The 21,602-nt window shown below is 73.0% G+C and carries 22 protein-coding genes and 2 pseudogenes; 12 read left to right on the forward strand and 12 right to left on the reverse strand.

The features are described 5' to 3' along the window. From J7E97_RS30925 to J7E97_RS30935, 3 genes and pseudogenes are all read left to right on the forward strand, one after another. A pseudogene (locus J7E97_RS30925) lies at positions 1-359 on the forward strand (glycosyltransferase); the annotation flags it as partial. Further along, positions 356-1,006, forward strand: a complete 651-nt coding sequence (locus tag J7E97_RS30930) for a DUF2064 domain-containing protein (protein WP_215034182.1) — start codon at positions 356-358, stop codon at positions 1,004-1,006. The pseudogene J7E97_RS30925 and the gene J7E97_RS30930, both read left to right, overlap by 4 nt. Further along, positions 1,003-1,797, forward strand: coding sequence for a bifunctional 2-polyprenyl-6-hydroxyphenol methylase/3-demethylubiquinol 3-O-methyltransferase UbiG (locus J7E97_RS30935; RefSeq protein ID WP_215034184.1), 795 nt, complete (start codon positions 1,003-1,005; stop codon positions 1,795-1,797). Before J7E97_RS30930 ends, J7E97_RS30935 begins: the two co-directional genes overlap by 4 nt. Positions 1,798-1,846: 49 nt before the next feature. Here J7E97_RS30935 and J7E97_RS30940 read toward each other — a convergent pair whose 3' ends face one another. From J7E97_RS30940 to J7E97_RS30950, 3 genes are all read right to left on the reverse strand, one after another. Continuing rightward, positions 1,847-2,839, reverse strand: coding sequence for a class I SAM-dependent methyltransferase (locus tag J7E97_RS30940; RefSeq protein ID WP_215034186.1), 993 nt, complete (start codon positions 2,837-2,839; stop codon positions 1,847-1,849). Positions 2,840-2,965: 126 nt separating this feature from the next. Beyond that, on the reverse strand, positions 2,966-3,385 hold the full coding sequence (locus J7E97_RS30945; protein WP_215034188.1) for a hypothetical protein: 420 nt from the start codon (positions 3,383-3,385) through the stop codon (positions 2,966-2,968). Further along, positions 3,382-4,503, reverse strand: coding sequence for a molybdopterin-dependent oxidoreductase (locus J7E97_RS30950; protein ID WP_308346866.1), 1,122 nt, complete (start codon positions 4,501-4,503; stop codon positions 3,382-3,384). The genes J7E97_RS30945 and J7E97_RS30950 overlap by 4 nt, the downstream gene beginning before the upstream one ends. A 212-nt stretch (positions 4,504-4,715) precedes the next feature. Here J7E97_RS30950 and J7E97_RS30955 point away from each other — a divergent pair, with 212 nt between their 5' ends. Beyond that, positions 4,716-6,131: a glycosyltransferase family 87 protein gene (locus J7E97_RS30955; protein ID WP_215034192.1), complete on the forward strand. Its 1,416-nt coding sequence runs from the start codon at positions 4,716-4,718 to the stop codon at positions 6,129-6,131. Here J7E97_RS30955 and J7E97_RS30960 read toward each other — a convergent pair. Together J7E97_RS30960 and corA are read right to left on the reverse strand one after the other, a co-directional pair. After that, complete coding sequence (locus J7E97_RS30960) at positions 6,079-6,924, reverse strand: chitosanase (RefSeq protein WP_215034194.1); 846 nt, start codon at positions 6,922-6,924, stop codon at positions 6,079-6,081. The genes J7E97_RS30955 and J7E97_RS30960 overlap by 53 nt on opposite strands. 323 nt (positions 6,925-7,247) lie before the next feature. After that, a complete protein-coding gene (gene corA / locus J7E97_RS30965; protein ID WP_215034254.1) occupies positions 7,248-8,330 on the reverse strand; it encodes a magnesium/cobalt transporter CorA in 1,083 nt (360 codons plus the stop codon). Between the two features lie 162 nt (positions 8,331-8,492). Between corA and J7E97_RS30970 the strand changes: the two genes are divergently transcribed. Next, positions 8,493-9,086: a hypothetical protein gene (locus J7E97_RS30970; RefSeq protein WP_215034196.1), complete on the forward strand. Its 594-nt coding sequence runs from the start codon at positions 8,493-8,495 to the stop codon at positions 9,084-9,086. A 10-nt stretch (positions 9,087-9,096) separates the two neighbouring features. Here the strand turns inward: J7E97_RS30970 and J7E97_RS30975 are convergent, their stop codons facing one another. Together J7E97_RS30975 and J7E97_RS30980 are read right to left on the reverse strand one after the other, a co-directional pair. Continuing rightward, positions 9,097-9,492, reverse strand: a complete 396-nt coding sequence (locus tag J7E97_RS30975) for a molybdopterin-binding protein (RefSeq protein WP_215034198.1) — start codon at positions 9,490-9,492, stop codon at positions 9,097-9,099. A 91-nt stretch (positions 9,493-9,583) separates the two neighbouring features. Continuing rightward, on the reverse strand, positions 9,584-10,483 hold the full coding sequence (locus J7E97_RS30980) for a LysR family transcriptional regulator ArgP (RefSeq protein WP_215034200.1): 900 nt from the start codon (positions 10,481-10,483) through the stop codon (positions 9,584-9,586). 69 nt (positions 10,484-10,552) lie between these two features. Here J7E97_RS30980 and J7E97_RS30985 point away from each other — a divergent pair, with 69 nt between their 5' ends. Further along, positions 10,553-11,377: a LysE/ArgO family amino acid transporter gene (locus J7E97_RS30985; protein WP_215034202.1), complete on the forward strand. Its 825-nt coding sequence runs from the start codon at positions 10,553-10,555 to the stop codon at positions 11,375-11,377. On the opposite strand, the gene J7E97_RS30990 is transcribed toward J7E97_RS30985, so the two are convergent. Continuing rightward, complete coding sequence (locus J7E97_RS30990) at positions 11,343-11,957, reverse strand: universal stress protein (protein ID WP_215034204.1); 615 nt, start codon at positions 11,955-11,957, stop codon at positions 11,343-11,345. The two genes, J7E97_RS30985 and J7E97_RS30990, sit on opposite strands and share 35 nt — an antisense overlap. Then, positions 11,954-12,106 carry a hypothetical protein gene (locus tag J7E97_RS30995; RefSeq protein WP_215034206.1) on the reverse strand — a complete coding sequence of 51 codons (153 nt, stop codon included), beginning with the start codon at positions 12,104-12,106 and terminating at the stop codon, positions 11,954-11,956. Before J7E97_RS30995 ends, J7E97_RS30990 begins: the two co-directional genes overlap by 4 nt. 229 nt (positions 12,107-12,335) lie before the next feature. On the opposite strand from J7E97_RS30995, the gene J7E97_RS31000 reads away from it, so the two are divergent. Then, a complete protein-coding gene (locus J7E97_RS31000; RefSeq protein WP_215034208.1) occupies positions 12,336-13,385 on the forward strand; it encodes an NUDIX hydrolase in 1,050 nt (349 codons plus the stop codon). A 220-nt stretch (positions 13,386-13,605) separates the two neighbouring features. After that, on the forward strand, positions 13,606-15,672 hold the full coding sequence (locus J7E97_RS31005) for a phosphocholine-specific phospholipase C (RefSeq protein WP_215034210.1): 2,067 nt from the start codon (positions 13,606-13,608) through the stop codon (positions 15,670-15,672). 123 nt (positions 15,673-15,795) lie between these two features. On the opposite strand, the gene J7E97_RS31010 is transcribed toward J7E97_RS31005, so the two are convergent. Both J7E97_RS31010 and J7E97_RS31015 read right to left on the reverse strand, forming a co-directional pair. Then, the gene (locus J7E97_RS31010) at positions 15,796-16,662 is read right to left on the reverse strand and encodes a PhzF family phenazine biosynthesis protein (RefSeq protein ID WP_215034212.1); all 867 of its coding nucleotides are present in this window, start codon (positions 16,660-16,662) and stop codon (positions 15,796-15,798) included. A gap of 10 nt (positions 16,663-16,672) precedes the next feature. Next, positions 16,673-17,977, reverse strand: a complete 1,305-nt coding sequence (locus tag J7E97_RS31015) for an MFS transporter (protein ID WP_215034214.1) — start codon at positions 17,975-17,977, stop codon at positions 16,673-16,675. 87 nt (positions 17,978-18,064) lie between these two features. Here J7E97_RS31015 and J7E97_RS31020 point away from each other — a divergent pair, with 87 nt between their 5' ends. Both J7E97_RS31020 and J7E97_RS31025 read left to right on the forward strand, forming a co-directional pair. Next, complete coding sequence (locus tag J7E97_RS31020) at positions 18,065-19,042, forward strand: DUF5937 family protein (RefSeq protein ID WP_215034216.1); 978 nt, start codon at positions 18,065-18,067, stop codon at positions 19,040-19,042. 414 nt (positions 19,043-19,456) lie between these two features. Continuing rightward, on the forward strand, positions 19,457-19,660 hold the full coding sequence (locus J7E97_RS31025) for a cold-shock protein (RefSeq protein ID WP_215034218.1): 204 nt from the start codon (positions 19,457-19,459) through the stop codon (positions 19,658-19,660). A gap of 206 nt (positions 19,661-19,866) precedes the next feature. Here J7E97_RS31025 and J7E97_RS31030 read toward each other — a convergent pair whose 3' ends face one another. Further along, positions 19,867-20,175 carry a hypothetical protein gene (locus tag J7E97_RS31030; protein ID WP_215034220.1) on the reverse strand — a complete coding sequence of 103 codons (309 nt, stop codon included), beginning with the start codon at positions 20,173-20,175 and terminating at the stop codon, positions 19,867-19,869. Between the two features lie 111 nt (positions 20,176-20,286). Between J7E97_RS31030 and J7E97_RS31035 the strand changes: the two are divergent. Further along, positions 20,287-20,854 (forward strand): annotated as a pseudogene (locus J7E97_RS31035) (IS5 family transposase); the annotation flags it as partial. A gap of 87 nt (positions 20,855-20,941) precedes the next feature. Further along, a complete protein-coding gene (locus J7E97_RS31040) occupies positions 20,942-21,538 on the forward strand; it encodes a hypothetical protein (RefSeq protein ID WP_215034221.1) in 597 nt (198 codons plus the stop codon). Positions 21,539-21,602 lie beyond the last annotated feature (64 nt).

Below are 21,602 nucleotides of genomic sequence, written 5' to 3' on the forward strand. Positions count from 1 at the left end.
GCGCCTGGCCGGCGCACGCGCGGGCCGCGAACCTGGTGCTGGCCGGGCTGTTGCGCCGGCGCACCGGGCTGCCGCTGCGCGACCTCGGCCCGATGCGGGCGGCGCGCCGGGAGCACCTGCTCGGACTGGACCTCACGGACCGGCGCTCCGGCTACCCGCTGCAAATGGTCGTGCGGGCGGCGGACGCGGGCTGGCGGATCCGGGAGGTGGACGTGCCGTACCTGCCCCGGTCGGGCAAGTCGAAGGTGACGGGCACCTGGCGGGGCACGGGTCAGGCGGTCCGCGACATGAGCCGGGTCCTGGCGGAGCCACCCGCCGTCCGGCCCTCCCCCGACTCCCGTGCCGGAGGCCCCCGATGACAGCGCCGACCCCAACGACCTCCACGACCGCGACCACCCTGCTCGTGATCGCGAAGGAGCCGGTACCGGGCCGGGTCAAGACCCGGCTCACGCCCCCGTTCACCCCCGTCGAGGCGGCCCGGCTGGCCGAGGCCGCGCTCGCCGACACCCTCGCCGCCGTCGCCCGGACCCCGGCGGACCGGCGGATCCTGGTACTGGAAGGCCGTCCCGGACCGTGGCTGCCGCCCGGGTTCGAGGTGGTCCCGCAGGGCGCCGGAACCCTGGACCTGCGCCTCGCGGCCGCCTTCGCGGCCTGCACCGGGCCGGCGCTGCTGATCGGCATGGACACCCCGCAGGTCACCCCGGACCTGCTGGCGGTCGACTGGTCGGCCCACGATGCCTGGATCGGCCCGGCCGCCGACGGCGGATTCTGGGCCCTCGGCCTGGCCGCCCCGGATCCGGCGCTCCTGCGCGGCGTACCGATGTCGACCCCCGGCACGGGCGCCGCCCAGTACGAGCGCCTCCGCGCGGCCGGGCTGCGCACCGGACGCCTGCCCCTGCTCCGGGACGTGGACACGGCCGAGGACGCCCACCTGGTGGCCGCCGAGGCCCCGGCCGGCCGTTTCGCGGCGCAACTGACGGCCATCACCCGGTCGGCCCACCGATGAGCCCACTCGCCCCCGCCCCCTCCCGGGCCACTGCCCCCACCACTGCCACGGAGGCGGGACCGGTCACGGCGGGGACCTCCGCGACGGCGGCCTGGTCCGCCGACCCCTACACCGTGGCACTGCGCAGCGGACGGGGACCGCTCTACCTGCGGCGCGGGGACGGGTGGCTGCTGCCGCTGGACGTGGAGCGCTGGTGCGAGGCGCCGGACCCGGCGGACTGGACGGTGTTGCGGCGCTGCCGTGGCGCGGTCCTCGACATCGGGTGCGGTCCGGGCCGGCTGGTGTCGGCGCTCGCCGCCCGGGGGCACCGGGCGCTCGGCATCGACGTCAGCCCCGAGGCCGTGGCCCGTACGGTCCGCGCGGGCGGCGCGGCGCTGCACCGGTCGGTCTTCGACTCCCTTCCGGCCGAGGGCCGTTGGGACACCGCGCTGCTGATCGACGGCAACATCGGCATCGGCGGGGACCCGACGGCGCTGCTGCGGCGGATGGCCGAGGTGGTGGCGGTGACCGGTTCCCTGATCGTGGAGTGCGCCGAAACGGACCCCGGGACGGTTTCCGGGACGGTTTCCGGGACGGTTTCCGGGACGGATCCCGAGGCCGACCTGGACGAGCGCTGCGAGGTCCGCGTGGCCGACGGCCGGGGCGGCCTCGGCGCGCCGTTCGCCTGGGCCCGCGTCGGACCGGCCGCCCTGGCCCGGCACGCCACGGCCACGGGCTGGGCCCCGGCCGACGGCTGGACGGCGGCCGGCCGCACCTTCGCAGTGCTGATCCGACCGGCCGCGACCCCGTAGCGTCCTGTAGCCCCTCCCGTGCGGCGCCGCCGGGGCCCGGTTGTGCGGGTCACGGCTTGCGGGCCACCCACACCGTGCGCTCCGTGCGGACGACGAGGTCGGGGCGGTGCGCGAGCGATTCGGGGCCCTCGCCGTCGAGGAGGGTGGCGAGCGCGGCCAGGTCCTCGGCGTCGAGCTTGTCGCCGAGGTGGTCGCGGATACGGCCCAGGCAGGCCCGCGCGTAGCGGCCGGTGGCCTCGGGCAGCGGGTGCGTCAGCTCGACGACGAAGGGCCGATCGGCCTCGACGGTGAATCCGGCCCCGGTCAGCAGCGCGCTCCAGTCGGAGTCGATGTGCGGCAGTGACCCGGCGCGGGCCCCGTCGAGGAGGGTGTGGACGCGGGCTTCGAGCCCGGGGCGGCCGATGCCGATGTCCTCGGGGAGGAAGTACGGGAACGTGCCGAACTCGGCCACCGCGAGCAGTCCCCCGGGGCGCAGCGCGCCGAAGGCCTCTCCGAGGGCCCGGCCCGGGTCCGCCATGTGGTGGAGGGACACGGACGCCCACACCAGGTCGGCGGGGCCGACCGCCGGCCAGGCCGCGTCGAGGTCCGCGCGTACGGTGTGCACGCGCTCGGCGAGACCGAGCGCGCGGGCCTTGTCTCCGAGGCGCTGGAGCATCCCCTCGGAGAGGTCGAGGGCGGTGGCTTCGGCCTGTTCGAAGCGGCGGAGGAGGGCGAAGGTGCCGGTGCCGGTGCCGCTGCCGACGTCGAGGATCCGGCGGACCGGTGACGCCGGTCCGGCCTGGGCCAGGTCGTGGACCAGGCCGGTGACCTCGGTGAGGTAGTCGTGCAGGACCTCACCGTCGAGGTCGAGCATCTCGGCGAGGGCCGCCTCGTCGGCGGGGCCGTGGTCGTGGCCTTGGCCGTGTTCCTGCCCGTGTTCCTGCCCGTGTTCCTGCCCGTGTTCCTGCCCGTGGCCGTGGCCGTGGTCGTGTTCCTGTTCGTGGCCGTGGCCGTGGCCGCCGGTCGCGCCGTGCCCGTGGTGCTGGTGTTGGTCGGTGTGCATGGTTCGACCCTAAAAGCGCCTTGCGCACTCCGCATGCCTTCTTGCGTACAACGCAAGAAGACCGCACGGTCCACACCCTCATCCGCAAGTCCGCCCGGCAGGCCTGCCCAGCCCGGGGCACGGCCCTCAGCGCGACCGCCCACGCCCCGTTGCCCGCCCCAGCGCCCGCCCCAGCCGAGGCGCCAGCGCCGTCGCCGCTGCGGTCACCGCCACCACGCCGAGCACCAGCGCCAGGTTCCGCCCGTACGGCAGCGGCAGGGCCGACGGGTTCGGCGGGGTGCCCGGTCGCAGCAACAGGGGCAGGGTGACCAGTACGAGCGCGCCCGCCGTCAGCAGGGCTCCGCGTACGACGCCCCGCGCGGGGACGGCCGCGACCGCCATCCCGGCCGCCAGGACCAGCGGCGCGATGACCCCGTCGTGCAGGACGAGCGCGCCGCCCAGCCACACCCCCACGGCGACGGGATCGGGCAGGAGCGACAGCAGCCGCGCGCCGACCGCGATCAGCAGCAGCCCGCACCCGCCCAGCACCCACCGCGCGGCCTTCACAGCACCTCCAGCAGCGTGACCCACTTGGTCTGCAGCACCCCGGGCCGGTTCGGCGCGATGACGCGCGCCGGGTATCCGTGGTCGAGGTCGAGCACCTGGCCGTTCAGTTCGAGCGCGAGCAGCGTCAGCGGGTCCTCGGTGTAGTCAGCGCCCATCTCCATCACCCGGTACGCGCCCCCCGTTTCGAGCGAGGTGACGCGCAGCCCGGATCCGGGGCGGGCGCCCGCCCGCGCCAGGAGGTCGCGGATCCGGACGCCGCTCCAGTGCGCGTCCGCGCTCCAGCCCTCCACGCACGCGATGGGCAGTCGCGCCTCCGCGAGTGGCAGGGAACGGAGTTGATCGAGTGTCAGGCCGTACGGGGCCGGCCCGCGCACCTCCAGCCGCCAGTCCCGTACGGCCCGGTCCGTGACCCCGGCGGCCGCGGCCGTGCGGTTGACCGGCAGCTCCTGCGGTCCGTGGCCGGGGTGGCGGGGCGCGAGCAGGTCCAGGCTCGCCAGCGGGGTGAAGGCCTGCCCGACGGTGGTGAGGGTGACGGCTCCGACGGCCGCGCCGACGCCGAGCATCAGGGACCGCCGGTCCGGGCCGTCGGGGGGGGGCAGTTCGAGCGTGCCGGGTGAGCGGTGGCTCCAATGGGCGCTGATCTGGGGGGCTTTGACGGCGAGGTGCAGGAGCAGTGAGCCCGTCACCACCCACGCCAGCGCGAAGTGCGTCTGGATGAAGCCGAACGGCCACGGATACCACTCGGCGATGTTGAGGAGCCCGGTGAATACCTCCAGGACCGCGGCGGCGACCAGGACCGCCACGGACAGCCGCTCCAGCGCGTGCGGGACGCCGCGCACGGGCGGCCACACGAACAGCCTGGGGTAGACCGCCCACAGCTTCACGAGCAGCAGCACGATCGCGGCGAGCCCGCTGCCGATGTGCAGGCCCTGACTGAGCCGGTAGCCCCAGACCGGGCGGCTCGGCAGCCGGTCGGCGGCCCAGACCGGCGGGTGCTGGAGGTAGTGGCTGATCAGGCCGGTCAGGAAGCAGACGAGGAAGGCGGCGCCGAGCCAGCGGCCGACGGAGGTCGCGGTGCGGGCGTCGTGGAGGCGGCCGGAGAAGGACGGCGGCCGCACCAGCGGGAGCGAGAGCCTCCACCCCCTCCTCCACGGCGCACCGGAGGATCGCGGGGCGGAGGGCGGCGGGGCGGAGGGCGGCGGAGCGGGCGGAGTCATACCCTCCATCAGAGCGCCGCCGGGCCCCGCGCGGGCGGTTCGACACCTTACGAAACGCGGACGCCGGGCCGGTCGCGCGCCCGGCGCCGGTACCCGCTGCCAGGCTGACCCGCATGAACCGCCCCCGGCTCCGCGTCGCCCTGACCGTGCTGCTGCTCGCCGCGCTCACCGCCGTGCTCGTGCCGGCCGTCCGCGAGGAGGGCTACTTCTCCGACCCGGCCGCGCTGACCTGGTGGTACGCGGCCGCCTGGGCGCTGTTCGGCGCGGCCGTCTGGTCGCTACGCCGGGTGCCTGCCCGCCGCGTGGTCCCGCTCGTCCTGGCGGGCGCGGTCGCCTGCTGCGTCGCGGGACTGGCCGGGCCGCCCCTGACCAGCACGGACTCCTTCCGCTACGCCTGGGACGGGCGGGTGCAGGCCGCCGGGATCTCCCCCTACGACCACGCCCCCGCCGATCCGGAGCTGCGCGCCCTGCGCGACGGCTGGCTGTTCCCGCGCGGTGCGGCGGCCTGCGCGGGGCATCCGGACCGGGTGGTCATCGAGCCCGGCGTGTGCACCCGGATCAACCGGCCCGCGGTCCACACCATCTACCCGCCCGTCGCGGAGGGGTACTTCGCGCTCGTGCACGCCCTGTCTCCGCCGGGCGTGCGCCACAAGGCCCTTCAGGCGGGCGGGGCCCTGCTGGCACTGGCGGTGACCGGGGCGCTGCTGCTGGTCCAGCGCAGCCGGGGCGCGCAGCCGCGTACGGCCGCGTACTGGGCCTGGTGTCCGGCGGTGGCGGTGGAAGCGGTGAACAACGCGCACGTCGACGTGCTCGCCGTGCTGCTGTCGGTGGCGGCGCTGGGAGTGGCGGTGCGCCGACGAGCCCTGGGCGGCGCCCTGTTCGGGCTGGCCATCGCGGCGAAGCTGCTGCCCGCCGTGTTGCTGCCGGGCGCGCTGGCCGGCGTACGGCGGTGGCGCGACGCGGCGGCGCTGCTGGCGTCGGCGGCCGCGGTGGTGGGGCTGACGTACCTGCCGTACGTGCTCGCCTCGCGGTCGTCCGTCTTCGGGTACCTCGGCGGCTACGCGCAGGAGGAGGGGTACGAGGACCCGGGCGCGGGCGGCCGCTACGCGCTGCTGCGCCTGGTGCTCCCGGACTCCTGCTCGGTGCCGGCGGTGGCGGTCGCCATGCTGGCGGTGGCGGCGTACGTGTGGTGGCGCGGCAATCCCGAACAGCCTTGGAGCGCGGCCCTGTTGGTGACGGGTACGGCGTTCCTGCTGCTGACCCCGGGCTACTCCTGGTACGCGCTGCTCCTGATCGCGCTGGTGGCCCTGGACGGGCGCGCGGAGTGGCTGGGCGTGGCGGTCGCGGGGGCCGCGGCGTACGTGTCGGTGCGCGCGCTCGGCGAGCAGACGGTCCCGGTGGCGTACGGGCTGGCGGGCGCAGTGGTGCTGACGGCGTCGGCAGTGCGACGGCGGGCGGCCGGACGGGCGGCACCGATCAGCCGATGTGGAAGGAGTCCCCGTAAACCTTCCAGTCCAGCGGGGTGTTGAGGTTGAGGTTGCCCTTCTTGACCCAGACCCGCTGCGCGGTGTCCACGCGGCTGGTGTCGCTGTGCGCCTCCTCCTGCTTCATCGCCCAGACGCGGGCGTCGAGGAAGGCGTTGAGCCAGGTGGTCTCGTTGCCGCCCTGGGACGGGGGCTTGGCCTTGGAGAGGGCACGCTTGCGGATGTTGCGGAAGCTCGTGGAGTCGCCGCCGTCGCCGTGCATGACGATGGCGTCGTAGTAGGTGAACTGGCCGAGCACGCCCACCCCGTCGGCCTTGCCCTGCTTGACGGCCGGGTTGAAGTAGACCCGGTCGCGCTCGTGGTCCTGGGCCTTCTTGAAGTCGGAGTCGGCGGCTGCCTTCACCCAGTCCTTGGTGAAGTTGGGGTCGAGGCCGGCGTGCGAGTCGCTGCCGTCGACCTTCCGCAGGGCCGGGAGGTACTTGGCGAGCACGTTGCCCGGCTTGATGCTCGTGTAGTACTCCACGAGTTCGAGCATGTCGTGGGTGCCGGAACAGAAGCCGATGATGCCCGCCGTGTAGCCGCGGCCGTCGCCTATGTCCTCGATGTACTTGTACTGCGCCTTCCAGTTCAGCGAGGAGTTCTCGGCACTGGAGACGATCTGCATGGCGATGTCCTTCTTCACCGGATCGTCGAGCCCGACGGCTGCGGCCGCCGACGTGCCCACGGCGGCCTGGTCCGCGCCGGTGGCAGCGGTCGCGTGGGCGGTGACGGGTACCGCGATGAGGGCAGCGCCGAGTAGGGCACTGATAGCCAGTCGCTTGCGGTGGGGGGTGAACATGGCGCCTCCATAAGGGAGTTGATGCTCGGGCGACTTCGTTAGGAAACTTTACTACCAGACGTCGCGCCGACTCAATACCCGGGAACCGCCCGGATCAGCCGATGGCGGGGGGACCCCCGGCGCGGCCCCCCGGCGCCGCCCGCTTCCAGCCGGGCCCCTAGGGCCCGCTCGGCGGCCGGCCACTGGGGGCGAGTGATGCCGCATACCGCCGTGTCGCGGATCCAGCCGTCCCGCATGATCACGTGGTGGCGGAGCTCCAGCGGCTCGAGCCGCACCCGCCCCCGCGGCGGGCCCTTGGCAACGCCCCAGCAGGGGCCCGGCGTTCAGAGCCAGCCGTTGCGCCGGAATCCGCGGTGGATGACGAAGCAGGCCACGGCCATCACTGCGACCACGAGGGGATATCCGTAAGTCCAGTGCAGTTCGGGCATGTTGTCGAAGTTCATGCCGTAGACCCCGCAGACCATCGTCGGGACGGCGACGATGGCGGCCCAAGCGGTGATCTTGCGCATGTCCTCGTTCTGGGCGACGGTCACCTGCGCGAGATGGGCCTGGAGGATCGAGTCGAGGAGGGCGTCGTAGGCGCTGATCTGGTCGGTGGCGCGGGTCAGGTGGTCGGCGACGTCGCGGAAGTACGTGCGCATCTCCGGCGGGATGACCGTTATCGGCTGCGTGCTCAACTGCTGGAGCGGCCGGCTCAGCGGGCCCACCGCCCGTCGCAGTTCCAGCAGTTCGCGCTTGAGCTGGTAGATCCGGCCCGCGTCGCCGCGACCGCCGTGCTCGCTGAACACCATGGTCTCGACCGCGTCTATGTCGTTCTGCACCGCGTCCGTGACGGCCCCGTACTCGTCGACGACGTGATCCACCATCGCGTGCAGGACGGCGACCGGTCCTTTGGCCAGCTGTTCGGGGTCGGCCTCCAGGGCCTCGCGGACCGGCCCGAGGGTGCCGCGGCCGCCGTGCCGGATGGTGATGACGAAGTCCTCGCCGGCGAAGGCCATGAGCTCGCCGGTCTCCACGACCTCGCTCGTCGCGGTCAGCTCCTCGTGCTCCACGTAGCGCACGGTCTTGAAGACGGCGAAGAGGGTCTCGTCGTAGCGCTCGATCTTGGGGCGCTGGTGCGCGTGGACCGCGTCTTCCACCGCGAGGGGGTGCAGACCGAACAGCTCCGCGAGCCCGGCCAGCTCCGCCTGCGGCGGCTCGTGCAGGCCGATCCAGACGAAGGCGTCGCCCGTCTTGCGGACCCTGTGCAGCGCCTCGCCGACATCGGCGCAGCCGTCCTGGCGTTCGCCGTTCCGGTAGACCAGGCAGTTGACCACGGCGCTGCCGAGCGGGGAACGCGCCGGGTGGCTGAGGTCGACGGCCCGCCGGTAGCTGCGGCGCACGACCCGGCGCAGGTTGTTGAGCATGGACAAGGCGTACTCCCCTTCGGCTGAACACCGGCCAGTGTGCCACCGGCGCCGCCGCCGGCCGCGCCGCCCCCCGCCGTCGCGCTGGCGGGACGTGAGGGCGGCGGCCTCGCCCCGGCCCCGGTCCCGGCCCCGGTCCCCGCCCGCCCCTATGCTTCCGCGGTGACCACACCTCCCGGCGGACCCGCGCGCCGCCCCTTGCGTGAGCGGGTTTCGCTCATCGCGCTCGTCCTGATCGCCCTGTTCATCGTCGCCGGCTGCGCCCTCGCGGGGTGGAAGCACTGGCAGCGCAGCCACCCGGGCGACTTCACCGCCGGTCTGCGCCCCTGCGAGCTGGTGTCCCCGCAGACGATCCACCGGCTGGTGCCCACGTCCTACGGCGGCCGCGACGACCACGGGTCGTGCAGCTGGTCGGCAGCGCGCGAGAAGGGCACGGAGCGGGGCGGTGTCTTCCTGCAGTCCTTCGTCCTCACCGAGGACCTCGCCCTCGATGGCCTGCGCGACGACCGCGCGAACACGCTGGGCTGGGAGAAGACCGCTCCCGCGGACCTGCCCGGCATCGGCGACGAGGCGTTCGTGCGCTTGCGTACCGCCGATCCCGAACGCCCCGCCGTCGCCCAGGTGTGCTTCCGTCTCAGCAACGTGCGCGTCGACGTCACCTACACCCGCGCCGACAGCGACCGCGAAGCCGCCCGCGCCGGAGCGGCCGACGCGGCGCGCGAGGCCGCCGACCACCTCAAGGCCTCCGTACGCTGAGCCGCGCGGCTCAGGTGCGGTCGATGAACACGCTCGTCGACTTCACCCGGGCGGTCGCCCGCGCCCCGACCTCCAGGCCGAGCTCCTCGACGGCTTCCCGGGTCAGCAGCGACACGACGCGGTGCGGTCCGGCCTGGATCTCCACCTGTGCGGCGACCGTGCCCAGCTTCACTCCGGTCACGATGCCCGGGAAGGCGTTGCGCGCCGAGGTGTACGGGGCTTCGTCGTCCCCGTCGCCGCCCTCCTGGGCGGCCTCCACGCAGAAGGCGGCCAGGTCGGGCCCGTCCACCATCCGCCGAGTGCCCTCGCGGCGCGTCGGGAAACGCTCCGCGTCGGCCCACCGGCGGGCCGTGTCAACGCTGACGCCGAGCAGCCGCGCCGCCTGGCCGATCGTGTAGGACTCCATGCGCGCAGCCTATGCGTTGCCAGGGCCGCGCCCGCAGGCCGAGGACACGTAGCGACCCGGACGCGCGACACCGCCGCAGACCCGGCGCGCCCTACCGCAGCGCCCCCGCCGCCGCTTCCACGATCACCGCCGCCACCCTCGACAGCGCGGGCGAGTCCAGCTTCCACTGCTGCCAGTACAGGGGCACGTCCAGCTTCCGGCCCGGCATGATCTCCACCAGCCGCCCCGCCTCCACCAGGGGCCCCGCCTGCGCCTGCGGCACCATCGCCCAGCCCAGCCCGGCGACCGCCGCGTCACAGAACCCCTCGGAGGTGGGCACGTAGTGCCGTACCTCGGAGGCCCTGGCGCCCTCGTTACCCGTCGCCATCCGCACGAAGCGGTCCTGGATGAGGTCCCGCCGGTCGAAGACGACGACCGGGGCCGTCCGCAGGTCGTGCTCCACCATCCCCGTCAGGTACCGGGCCGCGAACTCCGGGCTGGCCACCGGCAGGTAGCGCGCGAGTCCGAGCCGGCGCACCGTGCAGCCCGCCACCGCCTCCGACTGCGAGGTCACGGCCGCCATCACGCGCCCGTCCCGCAGCAGTGCGGTCGCGTGCCCCTCGTCCTCCCGGTGCAGCTCGAAGCAGACCGGCGGGTCCTGCGGCACCCGGGTCAGAGCGGGCAGGAACCACGTGGCCAGCGAGTCCGCGTTGACCGCGATGGCCAGCCGCACCGGCGCCCCCGGACCCGGCGCCAAGCCGAGCTCGGCCCGCGCGTCACGCTCCAGCCGGACCAACTGCCGGGCGAAGCGGACGACGACCTCCCCGGACTCGGTGGCCCGGACCGGTTTGGTCCGCACCAGCAGCACCCGCCCGGTCCTCTGCTCCAGCGCCTTGACGCGCTGACTGACGGCGGAGGGCGTCACGTGCAGGGCGGCGGCCGCCGCGTCGAAGGTGCCCCCGTCGATCACCGCGAGCAGCGTCCGCACCTGGTCCACAGGCAGCTCATCCATCACGCGCACTAATGCTACGTAAGGATCTTTAGCTGTACTACTCACGCGTCGCTGCCTACGGTCAAAGCCATGACACACGGCATCATCCCGGCGGCCCTGACCGGCTTCGGAACCGGGCTCTCCCTCATCGTCGCCATCGGCGCCCAGAACGCCTTCGTACTCCGCCAGGGCGTACGCCGCCAATCGGTCCTCGCCGTGGTCGCCATATGCGCCGTCTCGGACGCGGCCCTCATCGCCCTCGGCGTGGCCGGCGTGGGCGCGTTCGTCACCGCCTGGCCGCCCGCCCTCACCTTGGTCGGACTCGTCGGCGGCGCCTTCCTCATCTGCTACGGAGTCCTCGCCGCCCGCCGGGTATTGCGTCCCACCCCGGGCGCCGCCCTCCAGGCCGGCGATACCGCCACGGGCACGGCGGCCGACCCGGACACCACCCCGAGCGGCGCCACCACGGCGGCGAGCAGCATGACGGCCACGACCACGGCCACGGCCACCGCCACGACCACGGCCAGGAACAGCAGCACGGCTACGGCCAGCGCCACGACCGCTACCGCGGCCCAAGCCCCGGCCACCGGCCGAACCGCCACCGGCCACACCGCCGCCCGCCGGGCCGCCACCCGCCGCGCCGTGCTGACCTGCCTGGCCATGACCTGGCTCAACCCGCACGTGTACCTGGACACCGTGCTCCTGCTCGGATCCCTCGCCGCCGACCGGGGCGACCTGCGCTGGGCGTTCGGCGCCGGGGCCTGCCTGGCGAGCCTCATCTGGTTCGGCGCGCTCGGCTACGGCGCGCGCCTGCTCAGCGGCCTGCTCGCCCGGCCCTCGGCCTGGCGGGTCCTCGACGGGCTGGTCGCGGCGACCATGGTCACGATGGGCTGCCTGCTCCTGGCCCGCGCCTGAGGTCCGCCCCGCCCCGGGGCCGGCCCCCAGGTCCACCAAGCGCGCCGGGACCAGCCCCACCACCCGTGCGACGACCGGCCCCGCCACCCGCCGGGTCCGCCGTGAAGTCCGCCGCCGTGGCCCGCCGCAGCCGCCTCAGCCAAGCACCCGGCAGGACCGGCCCGGGCACCGCCAGAACCGGGCACACCGCGTGCGCGCGCAGCTCGCGCCCCACCTTCCCGCCGTGCCGGCGCCCCGGCCGGACGCCTATGACGAGCAGATCATCCGGCAGCCCGGCGACGGCGCGCAGCGTCCGGCCGGGGTCACCCCGCAGCACGCGCCTGCGGACCTGCGGCACGCCCGCCGGGTCCCCGCCGAGGGCCTCCTCGAAGGCCCGGCCGAGGGTTTCGGCGGCTTCCGCCTCCCAGAGCTGGGCCCACGCCCGGTCGGGGAACCGTGCGAACATTCCTTCCCCCTCGGGCGGCGACCAGGCCAATACGGCCACCAGTTCCCGTCCGCCGAGCCGGGCCTCGCGGGCGCCCGCCCGCAGGGCGGCGAGGCTGGCGAGCGAGCCGCTCACCCCGACCACGACGCGGCTCATCGCCCCGGCTCCCGAACGGCCCTGACCAGCCCGAGAACCCATTCGCGCAGTACGGGCAGGGCCGGCAGCGCGGCGGATACGCGGCGCTCGTGGCGCTGCTGGAGGGCGCGCTCGGCTCGGTCGCCGAGGGTGGTGTATTCGCTCGACATGAGGGTCTCCTCCCGTTGACACCAGACCAATCTCCGGTGTGGTCCCCAGTCTGGAAGAGGATTGGCCTGGCCAGGAGGGCCAATCCCGCGCGTCTGGCCTGCCACCACCGCGCCAGGTCCACCCCGTGGACACTCCCCGAGTGGGTACGGATCCCCTCGCTCGCCGTCCACCGTCCACCCTCCACCCTCCACCCGCAGCCAGCCCGCCCCGCATCCCCAGGAGCCCCCCGTGCCGGACCAATCCCCCTACTCCGACGCGGTGCGCGCCCACTACGCCGCCCAGCCCTCCCCCCTCGTGGCCGCCACCGGGATCGTGCTGGACCAGCGCGGGCGGGTCCTCGTACTGACCACCTCGTACAAGACGGAACTGGAGCTCCCCGGCGGCGGCGTGGAGGACACCGAGACCCCCGAGGAAGGGCTGGCCCGCGAGCTGAAGGAGGAGTTGGACCTGAGCGTGCCGGTCGGACGGCTGCTCGCCGTGGACTCCCGGCCGCCGGGGCCGCTCGGGCGCTCCCTCGTCGTCCACGTCCACCTCGTCGGACCGCTGACGCCCGCGGAGGCCTCCGCGATCTCCTTCCCGGACGGCGAGGTCACCGAAGCCCGCTGGCTCACCCCGGACGAGGCGTACGAGGCCCTGCCCGCCCGGATCGCTCCCCGGCTGCGCGCCGCTCTGGCCGCCCTGTACTCCGGCTCCCTCGCGCACCTGGTCGGCGGCGTTCCGCAGCCCGGTTCCCCGGCCGGCCTCGACCCGGAGCACCGGGCGGCCCTGGAGCACGCGGGGGTCTTCAGCAGCGCCGACCACCGGGCCGCCCGGCCGAAGGCCCTCACGGCCGCGAGCGTGCTGTTCACCGACACCGCCGGCGGAGTCCTCCTCGTACAGCCCGCGTACGGCAACCCGGCCCAGTGGCACCTGCCGGGCGGGGGCATCGACAGCGACCTCGGCGAGATCCCGCGCGCCGCCGCCCGCCGCGAGGTCCAGGAGGAACTCGGTCTCGACATCGCCCCGGGCCGGCTCCTCGCCGTCAACTGGTCCCACCGGCCCGGCTATCCGGCCCGCGTCCGGTTCCTCTACGACGGCGGCACCCTCGACCCCGCCGCCCTGTCCCGGATCCGGCTGCCCGAGACGGAGCTCCTCCAGTGGCGCGCAGTGCCCCCGGCCGGCCTCTCCACGCTCGTTGAACCCGCCCTCCGGCGCCAGATCGAAGCCGCTCTCCAAGCCCGAGCCACTTCCACCGGCCCGGTGGAGCTCCACGCCGGCCGTCCGGTCCCCGCCGGCTGACCCGGCGCCCTTCCGTTCCGGATGTTCCGGCTGCTCCGGCTGTTCCGGCTGTTCCGGCTGTTCCGGTCACCCTTCGCAGGTGTCGCTGCGAACACGGCCGAAAGCAGACTGCCGTTCGCCCGGTGTACGCGTCACCGTCATGCCAGGCTCCCCCGCCGGCACCCCGGGCACGCTCTGCTGGGGGCGCTCAAGCACCCTCAACCGCAGAGGTCGTTCCACCATGGCTGAACTGAACCGCCGCCGCTTCATGCAGCTCGCCGGTGGCGCCGCCGCCCTGACGATGCTCAACGAGAGCATCGCGCGCGCCGCCGCCATCCCCGCGCAGGGGACCACCGGCACCATCGCCGATGTGGAGCACATCGTGGTCCTGATGCAGGAGAACCGATCCTTCGACCACTACTTCGGCGCGCTGCGCGGCGTCCGCGGCTTCGGCGACCCCCGCCCGGTGACGTTGCCCAGCGGCAAGTCCGTGTTCCACCAGTCCGACGGCACGAAGGAGACGCTGCCCTTCCGGCCGCCGTCCGACGACCTCGGCATGGAGTTCCTCCAGGGCCTCAACCACGACTGGGACGGCGGCCAGAGCGCCTTCAACAAGGGCAAGTACGACAACTGGGTGCCCGCGAAGACGCCCGCGACCATGGCGTACCTGACGCGCGACGACATCCCGTTCCACTACGCTCTCGCCGACGCGTTCACCATCTGCGACGCGTACCACTGCTCGTTCATCGGCTCCACCGACCCCAACCGCTACTACCTCTGGTCGGGCCACACCGGCAACGACGGCCGGGGCGGCGGTCCGGTCCTCAACAACGCCGAGGCCGGCTACGGCTGGACCACCTACCCCGAGCGCCTGGAGGCGGCCGGGATCTCCTGGAAGGTCTACCAGGACGTCGGCGACGGCCTGGACGCCGCCGGCTCCTGGGGCTGGATCAACGACGCCTACCGAGGCAACTACGGCGACAACTCCTTGCTCTACTTCAACAACTACCGCGACGCCAAGCCCGGCGACGCGCTGTACGAGAAGGCCCGGACCGGTACGAACGCCAAGGCCGGCGAAGGCTACTTCGACCGGCTGCGCGCCGACGTCGCCGCCGGGACCCTGCCCGAGATCTCCTGGATAGCCGCCCCCGAGGCATTCAGCGAGCACGCGAACTGGCCCTCCAACTACGGCGCCTGGTACATCGCGCAGGTGCTGGACGCCCTCACCTCGAACCCCGACGTGTGGGCCCGTACCGCGCTCTTCATCACCTACGACGAGAACGACGGCTTCTTCGACCACGTCGTACCGCCGTACGCCCCTGCCAGTGCCGCGCAGGGCCTGTCGACCGTACCCACCGCGCTGGACGTCTTCCCCGGCAAGCCCGGCTACGTCGCCGGACCGTACGGCCTGGGTCCGCGCGTGCCGATGCTCGTGGTCTCGCCGTGGAGCACCGGCGGCTACTCCTGCTCCGAGACCTTCGACCACACCTCCGTCATCCGTTTCATGGAACAGCGCTTCGGGGTGACCGAGCCCAACATCTCCCCCTGGCGCCGCGCCGTCTGCGGCGACCTCACCTCCGCCTTCGACTTCGCCCGCACGGACACGACCACGGCGCCGCTGCCCGACACCGGCGCCTGGTTCCCGCAGGACCGCGATCGCCACCCCGACTTCCGGCTCACGCCGCCGGCCGAGGGCGCCATGCCGCGCCAGGAGAAAGGCCTGCGCCAGACCCGCGCGCTGAAGTACGCCCCGTACGTGGACGGCCGCGCGCTCGTCGACGAGGGCACCTTCCGGCTGACGTTCAGCGGCGGCCCCGCCCTGGGCGCGCAGTTCTACGTGACCTCCGGCAACCGCACAGACGCCCCCTGGACGTACACCACCGAGGCCGGCAAGTCGGTCGCGGACACCTGGAACACCCGCTACTCGGCCGGGGTCACCGACCTGACCGTGCACGGCCCCAACGGCTTCCTGCGCGGCTTCCGCAACCCGGGCACCACCCCCGGCCCCGAGGTCACCGCGCGCCACAACGCCACCACCGGCGATCTGGACCTCACCCTGACCAACGCCGGAGCAGCGACCGCGACGCTGACGGTCACCAACGCCTACGCCGGGGGCCCGAAGCGCCTCACCGTCGCCAAGGGCGCGACCGTCACGTACAGCGTCCCGCTGAAGAACACGAAGCGCTGGTACGACGTGACGGTCACCGCATCCGGAGCGCCGGACTTCCTCCGCCGCTTCGCGGGCAAGGTCGAGACGGGCGCGTCCGGCCTCTCGGACCCGGCGGTCCTGACGGACCACTCGTCGTGACGGACCAATCGTCGTGACACACCACTCGTCGTGACACACCACTCGTCGTGACGCACCACTCGTCCTGACGCACCACTCGTCCCGACCCGGAAACGATCGGGAGGCTTCGGCAGGCGGGCGCTTCTACACCGGCGGAAGCTCGTGGAGGCGTCCGTCCGCGACGAAGGCGACGCTGCCTCCGACGCGCACGGAGCGGATGTCCTGGCCGTGGCCGTCCGCGCTGACGGTCATTTCGCTGGGGCGCCCGGTAAAGCGTCCCTGGCGCAGGAGGGCCCGCTCGCCGGTGCCGATGCGGCCGTGGCGGCGCAGATAGGCGGCGGCGCAGCCCGCGCCGCTGCCGGTGGCGACGTCTTCGAGCATTCCGTCGTTGTTCCAGTGCCGCCCCTCCAGGGCGGCGGCGTCGAGGAGATAGGCGAACTGGGCGCCGAGGCGGGCCAGCGGCGCGTCGAGCGGCGCGTCGATGCGGGCGCGGGCCAGGGCGTCGCCGCGTACGGGGAGCACCAGGTAGCGCAGGCCGGTGGAGACGATCTCCGGGGGCAGGGCGGGGTCCAGGTCGACCGGTTCGAGGGCGAACAGGGCGGCGAGACCGTGCGGATCGGGGCGGCCGAGGAACTCGGCGGCGCCCTGGTCGAGCAGGCTCGCGTACCGGCCCGGGCCGCGCCGTTGGGTGGCGACCTCCACCGTCCGGGCCGGCAGGTGCAGGGTCCATGCCTCGTGGTCCGCGGTGCCGTGGAGGGCGTGCAGGACGGCGGCGGCGCCGATGAGGGGATGGCCGGCGAAGTCCAGTTCCTCGGTGAGGTCGAAGACGCGCGCCCGCCGGGTGCGCTCCGGTGCGCCGTCGCGGATCAGGAAGACGGACTCGAAGTGCCGCAGTTCCCGGGTGATGGTCTGCATCTGCGCGCCCGTCAGCGCATCGGCGTCGGGGAACACCGCGAGGCCGTTGCCGCTGTAGGGCTGGCCGGTGAAGACGTCGACGTGGTGGTAGCGCATGGGGCCGACGCTACCGGGGGAGTTCACGTGCGGTCCGCAGCGGCGACAGCAGGAGGGGCAGTACGGCGAGGAGTTCACCCAGGGCCCCGGTCCACAGGGCCGTCCGGGCGCCGAAGTGTTCTCCCAGGATGCCTCCGATCAGCGCGCCGAGGGGCATGGATCCCCACACCACGAAGCGGAACGTCGCCGTCATCCGGCCCAGGAGCGGCTCGGGGCAGAGCTGTTGCCGGAAGGCCACCGAGGCGATCTTGAAGGTCATGAAGGCGGTCCAGCCCAGGCCCTGCAGGACGGCGGCGACAGCGAAGCGCCAGTCGGCGTGGAAGAGGGGCACCGCCGCCAGCCACAACACACCGCTGGTGATCACGGATGCGCACATCGCCCGGCCCTGGCCGAAGCGCGCGGCGATCCGCATCGTGAGCAGGCTGCCGAGGAAGCCGCCGACGGCCTCCGCGGTGAAGACCAGACCGCAGAGGAGGGGTGAGAGGCCGAGCTCTCCCGCGAGCAGCACGAGCAGCATGGCAGCGCCGATCGTGCCGAACAGGTTGGAGATCGCGGAGGCGAGGGTGAGCGCCCGCAGGAGCGGGTTGCCGAAGACGAAGCGCAGGCCTTCGGCGATCTCGGACCGCAGGGGCACTTTCGGGCGGGGCTCGGGCGCCGCGTCGGCCCGGCGGATGCGGGACAGGAACAGGGCGGAGACGAGGAAGCTGACCGCGTCGACGACGATCGCCACGGGCGCCGTCAGCGCACCGACCAGCGCGCCGCCCGCACCGGGACCGCCGGCCGCGGTGATGGTGCGCGTCGCTTCGAGGGAGACATTGGCCTCGACCAGGCGGTCTGCGTCGACGAGTTGCGGGAGATGGCTCTGGTAGGCGATGTCGAAGAAGGCCGTGCAGAGGGACATGCCGAAGGCCACGACGTAGAGCTGCGGGAGGGCCAAGACGTCGAGCCAGGCCGCGACCGGCAGGGAGGCGAGGAGCGCGGCGCGGCCGAGGTCGCCCGCGATCATGACGCGGCGGCGGCGCATCCGGTCCACCCAAGCCCCGGCCGGCAGACCGATGAGCAAGACGCCCAGGTACTCGCACATGACGAGCAGGCCCGCCTCGAAGGGGCCGGCGCCGAGGGTGCCTATCGCCAGGAGGGGGAGGGCGAGGAGGGTGATGGCCGAGCCGGCCTGGCTGACGGTGTCGCCGATCCAGAAGCGGCGGAAGTCCGCGATGCGCAAGAGGGCGGGGCGACCGCCACCGGAAGCACCCGTGCCGCTCTCCGTGCTTCTTTCGCCGGTATCGCCGGCCTCGTTGGTGAGAGAAGTCGTCATGACCGTGACACCACCACCCCCTGGACGGCGCAGCCATTGTTTTAGTCTGGGTGAAAACATCATCGCGCGAGGCGGGCGGGAGCGGGCATGGGCGAGGTGCTCTTCGGGGTGGACGACATGGCCAACCTCCGGTTCGCGATGTCGCCGTTGTGGGAGACCGCCGCCAGTCTGCGGGCGGTGGCCGATCCCGGACGGCATGCCGTCCATCTGCCGTGGATCAAAGAGGCGCTGGCTCTCCGGCAGGACCGGAGCCTCGCCGGGAAGACGGAACCGCTGCATGCCCTGGTGGCCCGGGACGGTACGGTGCGGAGCTTCCTGACGCCGCCTCCGCGCTGCCCGCTGGCCGAGATGGAGGAGGAGCTCGCCACGCTCGCGGCCCTGCCGGCCGAGGGGGTGCGCGCCGGGCTCGAAGCAGTCGGCCGGCGAACGCCGTTGACCGACTTCGAGCGGCGGCTGGCCGATGATCCCGTACGGGTACTGCCCGAACTGGCCGATGCGGTGCTCGCCTGGTGGCAGGCGGGCGTACGGCCGTACTGGCCCCGGATCCGCGCCGTACTGGAGGCCGACGTCGCGTACCGGACCCGCCAGCTCGGCGAGGACGGCATCCGGGAGGTGCTCGCCCACCTCCATCCGGCGCTGCACTGGGCGGACAACCGCCTGGTGTCCGCCGACCTGCCGGCCGGGGAACTCGGCCTGGACGGAGGCGGAATCACCCTGGCGCCCAGCGCGTTCGCGGTCCGCTGCCACCTGCTGACCGGACAGGGCGGGGCGCCGCCGTGCACGATCTACCCGTCGCGAGCGGTGGGCACCCTGTGGGAAAGACGGGACGCCGCCGGGGACGGACTGGCGCGCCTGCTGGGCCGCAGCCGGGCGCAGGTCCTCGCCCATACGAGCTCACCGTCCACGACGACGCGCCTGGCCGGGCGGACCGGCCTGAGCCTGGGCGCGGTCTCGCAGCACCTCGCCGTACTGCGCGATGCGGGCCTGGTCACCAGCCACCGCTATCGGCGCGAGGTCCACTACAAGGCCAGCGACCTCGGTATCGCACTGCTGGAGCGGGTCTAACAAGGTGACCCCATCAGCTCCCGCCCCGACGCCTGCCGTCCGCCCCGGATACCCGCGGCCGGACGCCAGCACCTCCCGAGCGCACGAAAGGCCGCCTTCCCCACCAGCGGCTACGGCACGCCCGCCCTCATCACCCGCAACAACACCGTCCAAGCCCTCTACCCCTAAACCCTCCCGCCCGGGGTTGCGGAACCACCCCCACCGCACCACCCCGGCAGCCCCACGCCAGTGGCCGTCCTCACGGCATTGACCGCTGCTTCCTCCCGCCCGCCCTGCTGGGCTTTGCGGTGCCTCGAACTCCGCCGGGGGAGGGTTCGGCGGCAGCGGATCAGGGCAGTGTGCAGACGCCGGAGCCGGCATCGGTTGCGGCGGGGGCGCGTTCGCCCCGTCGAAGACAGCAAAGGATGCGTTCGGATGGCTACAGGCACGGTGACGTCGTTCAACAGTGAGAAGGGCTTCGGGTACATCGCGCCGGACGGTGGAGGGCCGGACGTATACGCCCACTTCACCGCAATCCAAGGCGGGGGCTACAGGGAGCTGGTGGAAGGCGAGGCCATCGAGTTCGACATCACCGATGGCCCCAATGGCCCCCAGGCTGCGAACATCCAGAGGCTGTAAGCGCAGCCGGTCCGGATCCCGTCGCGTGGGGCTTACATGCACCGTGGTGCGTGCTGTCGGTCGCCTCGCGAACGTTCCCGGCCGTCGGTCGCGCCAGCGGAGCGCGGGAACCCACCGAGCCGTTCAGGTCCGGCGGAAAGCGCATCCGCCCCGCGCTCTCGCCCGAGGCGACCGATGGTTTCCTCGCCGTTGGGGAGGAAACGGCTTCAGAACTGGACGGCCAGGGACTGCCCCTGAGCTTCGGCCGCGGTCAGGCATGCGTCCACGGATGCGACGTAGTACGTCGTCTCGCCCTGGTAGGTCGGGAAGCAGTTCTGTTCGTAGGCGTACTCCTGAGCCACGCACGACATGAATTTGGTCGGGTTGCTGGGGTGGGGATAGTTGCCGTCGGCCCGGCCCTCGCAGGAGAAGGGCGCGGGGTCCTGGAGTGCGGCCGGTTGCTGGGCCCCCGCGGCGGAAGCAGCGGCGAGCACCGCAATACAGCTCAGGGCGAGGCTCGTAAGGATCTTGTTCATCACGCCCCCTACAACGCAGCAGACGGCGAGAGGTCGCGGGTCGTCACCCGGGCGGGGCGGGCGGTGTCAGTTGCGTGGTGTGGCAGCGGTCGCAGGGGAAGGCGACAGAGGAGCCGGGTCTGGGCCCGGCTCTATCGCGTGGTCCTCGATGAACTTGGAGCGCGGGGTGAGCTGGACTGGTCACGGTGTGCGATCGACTCGGTCAGTCTGCGGGCGGCAAAAGGGGGCCTTTGACGGGACCGAATCCGACCGACCGCGGCAAGTTGGGATCGAAGATCCACCTGATCTGCGACCGGAACGGACTGCCGCTGTCCCTGGGTATCTCCGGGGCGAACATGCACGACAGCCAGGGCCTGGAACCGCTCGTCCGGGGCATCCCGCCCATCCGGTCCCGCCGCGGGCCCCGGCGCCGGAAGCCGGCGAAACTGCACGCGGACAAGGGCCACGACTACGACCACCTGCGCCGATGGCTCGGCAAGCGCGGCATCCGCCACCGCATCGCCCGCAAGGGCATCGAGTCCTCACAGCGGCTGGGCCGTCATCGCTGGGCGGTCGAGACAACCGTGTCCTGGCTGGCTGCCGCAGGCTCCACCGCCGCTACGAACGCAAAGCCGAACACTTCCTCGCCTTCGTCGGCATAGCCGCAACCCTCATCGGCTACCGCCGACTGATCCGGTGAGCCGGTCGACCGGGAGCAACAGGCGGCCAGGACCGGTGATGTCAGTGACAGCCCATAGGGTGCGCTGGTATTCGACGAGGAGGTTCCATGGGCTTTTCCGGTCATCTGGTCTTTGCGCGCAGCGAGCGTCCGCTACTGGAAGCACCTCTGTTCAACAGCACTGGTCCAGGACTGAGGGACGACGTGCACGAGTGGCAGCCGCGACCGGGCGGCTGGCAGACCCTGCAAGTGGAACAAGGCATCTGGGAGCACGAGCACCTGTCCATCTTGGTCGAATGGACCGGAGCGCCGGCCTGCGTCGCCGACGTCTCCGACAGCAGCATCGCCCTCGTGACCGGCCTGGGCACCGACGGGCACCGTTGGCAGGCATGGCTCAACCTGGACAACGCCGCCGCTCTCCTCGTCGAGGAACCCGAGGACGTGGACGACGTGAGCCTGTGGATGGCCACCCCGGAGTTCGAAGAGGCCATCGGACACAAGCGTGCAGAGCTCGATGCGGAGGTGCCGGCCGACGCCGAAGGCGCTCTCATGTGGGCGTCAGCGGCTGGTGTTCAAGCCGCAGCGCAGCAACCTGGGATCGAAGAACTACTGCGCGCACAGGAGACCTTCGTGGAGGAGCTGTTCGACGCGCTGCTGGACGAGCTGGGCTTCCCTGAAGCCGTCCACTCCGCACCGCAGCCATAAGAAACGACGTCTATCAGAGCGGAGGCAGGGCCTTGGCATGGGCCCCTGAGGAGATATGACCCCT

This window comes from Streptomyces sp. ISL-66, assembly GCF_018614135.1.
Lineage (GTDB): Bacteria > Actinomycetota > Actinomycetes > Streptomycetales > Streptomycetaceae > Streptomyces.

Coding starts and splice junctions, on each gene's coding strand:
- J7E97_RS30930 (WP_215034182.1), top strand. CDS start 356: ATGACAGCGCCGACCCCAACGACCTCCACGACCGCGACCACCCTGCTC.
- J7E97_RS30935 (WP_215034184.1), top strand. CDS start 1,003: ATGAGCCCACTCGCCCCCGCCCCCTCCCGGGCCACTGCCCCCACCACT.
- J7E97_RS30940 (WP_215034186.1), bottom strand. CDS start 2,839: ATGCACACCGACCAACACCAGCACCACGGGCACGGCGCGACCGGCGGC.
- J7E97_RS30955 (WP_215034192.1), top strand. CDS start 4,716: ATGAACCGCCCCCGGCTCCGCGTCGCCCTGACCGTGCTGCTGCTCGCC.
- J7E97_RS30960 (WP_215034194.1), bottom strand. CDS start 6,924: ATGTTCACCCCCCACCGCAAGCGACTGGCTATCAGTGCCCTACTCGGC.
- corA (WP_215034254.1), bottom strand. CDS start 8,330: ATGCTCAACAACCTGCGCCGGGTCGTGCGCCGCAGCTACCGGCGGGCC.
- J7E97_RS30975 (WP_215034198.1), bottom strand. CDS start 9,492: ATGGAGTCCTACACGATCGGCCAGGCGGCGCGGCTGCTCGGCGTCAGC.
- J7E97_RS30980 (WP_215034200.1), bottom strand. CDS start 10,483: ATGGATGAGCTGCCTGTGGACCAGGTGCGGACGCTGCTCGCGGTGATC.
- J7E97_RS30985 (WP_215034202.1), top strand. CDS start 10,553: ATGACACACGGCATCATCCCGGCGGCCCTGACCGGCTTCGGAACCGGG.
- J7E97_RS30990 (WP_215034204.1), bottom strand. CDS start 11,957: ATGAGCCGCGTCGTGGTCGGGGTGAGCGGCTCGCTCGCCAGCCTCGCC.
- J7E97_RS30995 (WP_215034206.1), bottom strand. CDS start 12,106: ATGTCGAGCGAATACACCACCCTCGGCGACCGAGCCGAGCGCGCCCTC.
- J7E97_RS31005 (WP_215034210.1), top strand. CDS start 13,606: ATGGCTGAACTGAACCGCCGCCGCTTCATGCAGCTCGCCGGTGGCGCC.
- J7E97_RS31010 (WP_215034212.1), bottom strand. CDS start 16,662: ATGCGCTACCACCACGTCGACGTCTTCACCGGCCAGCCCTACAGCGGC.
- J7E97_RS31015 (WP_215034214.1), bottom strand. CDS start 17,977: ATGACGACTTCTCTCACCAACGAGGCCGGCGATACCGGCGAAAGAAGC.
- J7E97_RS31020 (WP_215034216.1), top strand. CDS start 18,065: ATGGGCGAGGTGCTCTTCGGGGTGGACGACATGGCCAACCTCCGGTTC.
- J7E97_RS31025 (WP_215034218.1), top strand. CDS start 19,457: ATGGCTACAGGCACGGTGACGTCGTTCAACAGTGAGAAGGGCTTCGGG.
- J7E97_RS31030 (WP_215034220.1), bottom strand. CDS start 20,175: ATGAACAAGATCCTTACGAGCCTCGCCCTGAGCTGTATTGCGGTGCTC.
- J7E97_RS31040 (WP_215034221.1), top strand. CDS start 20,942: ATGGGCTTTTCCGGTCATCTGGTCTTTGCGCGCAGCGAGCGTCCGCTA.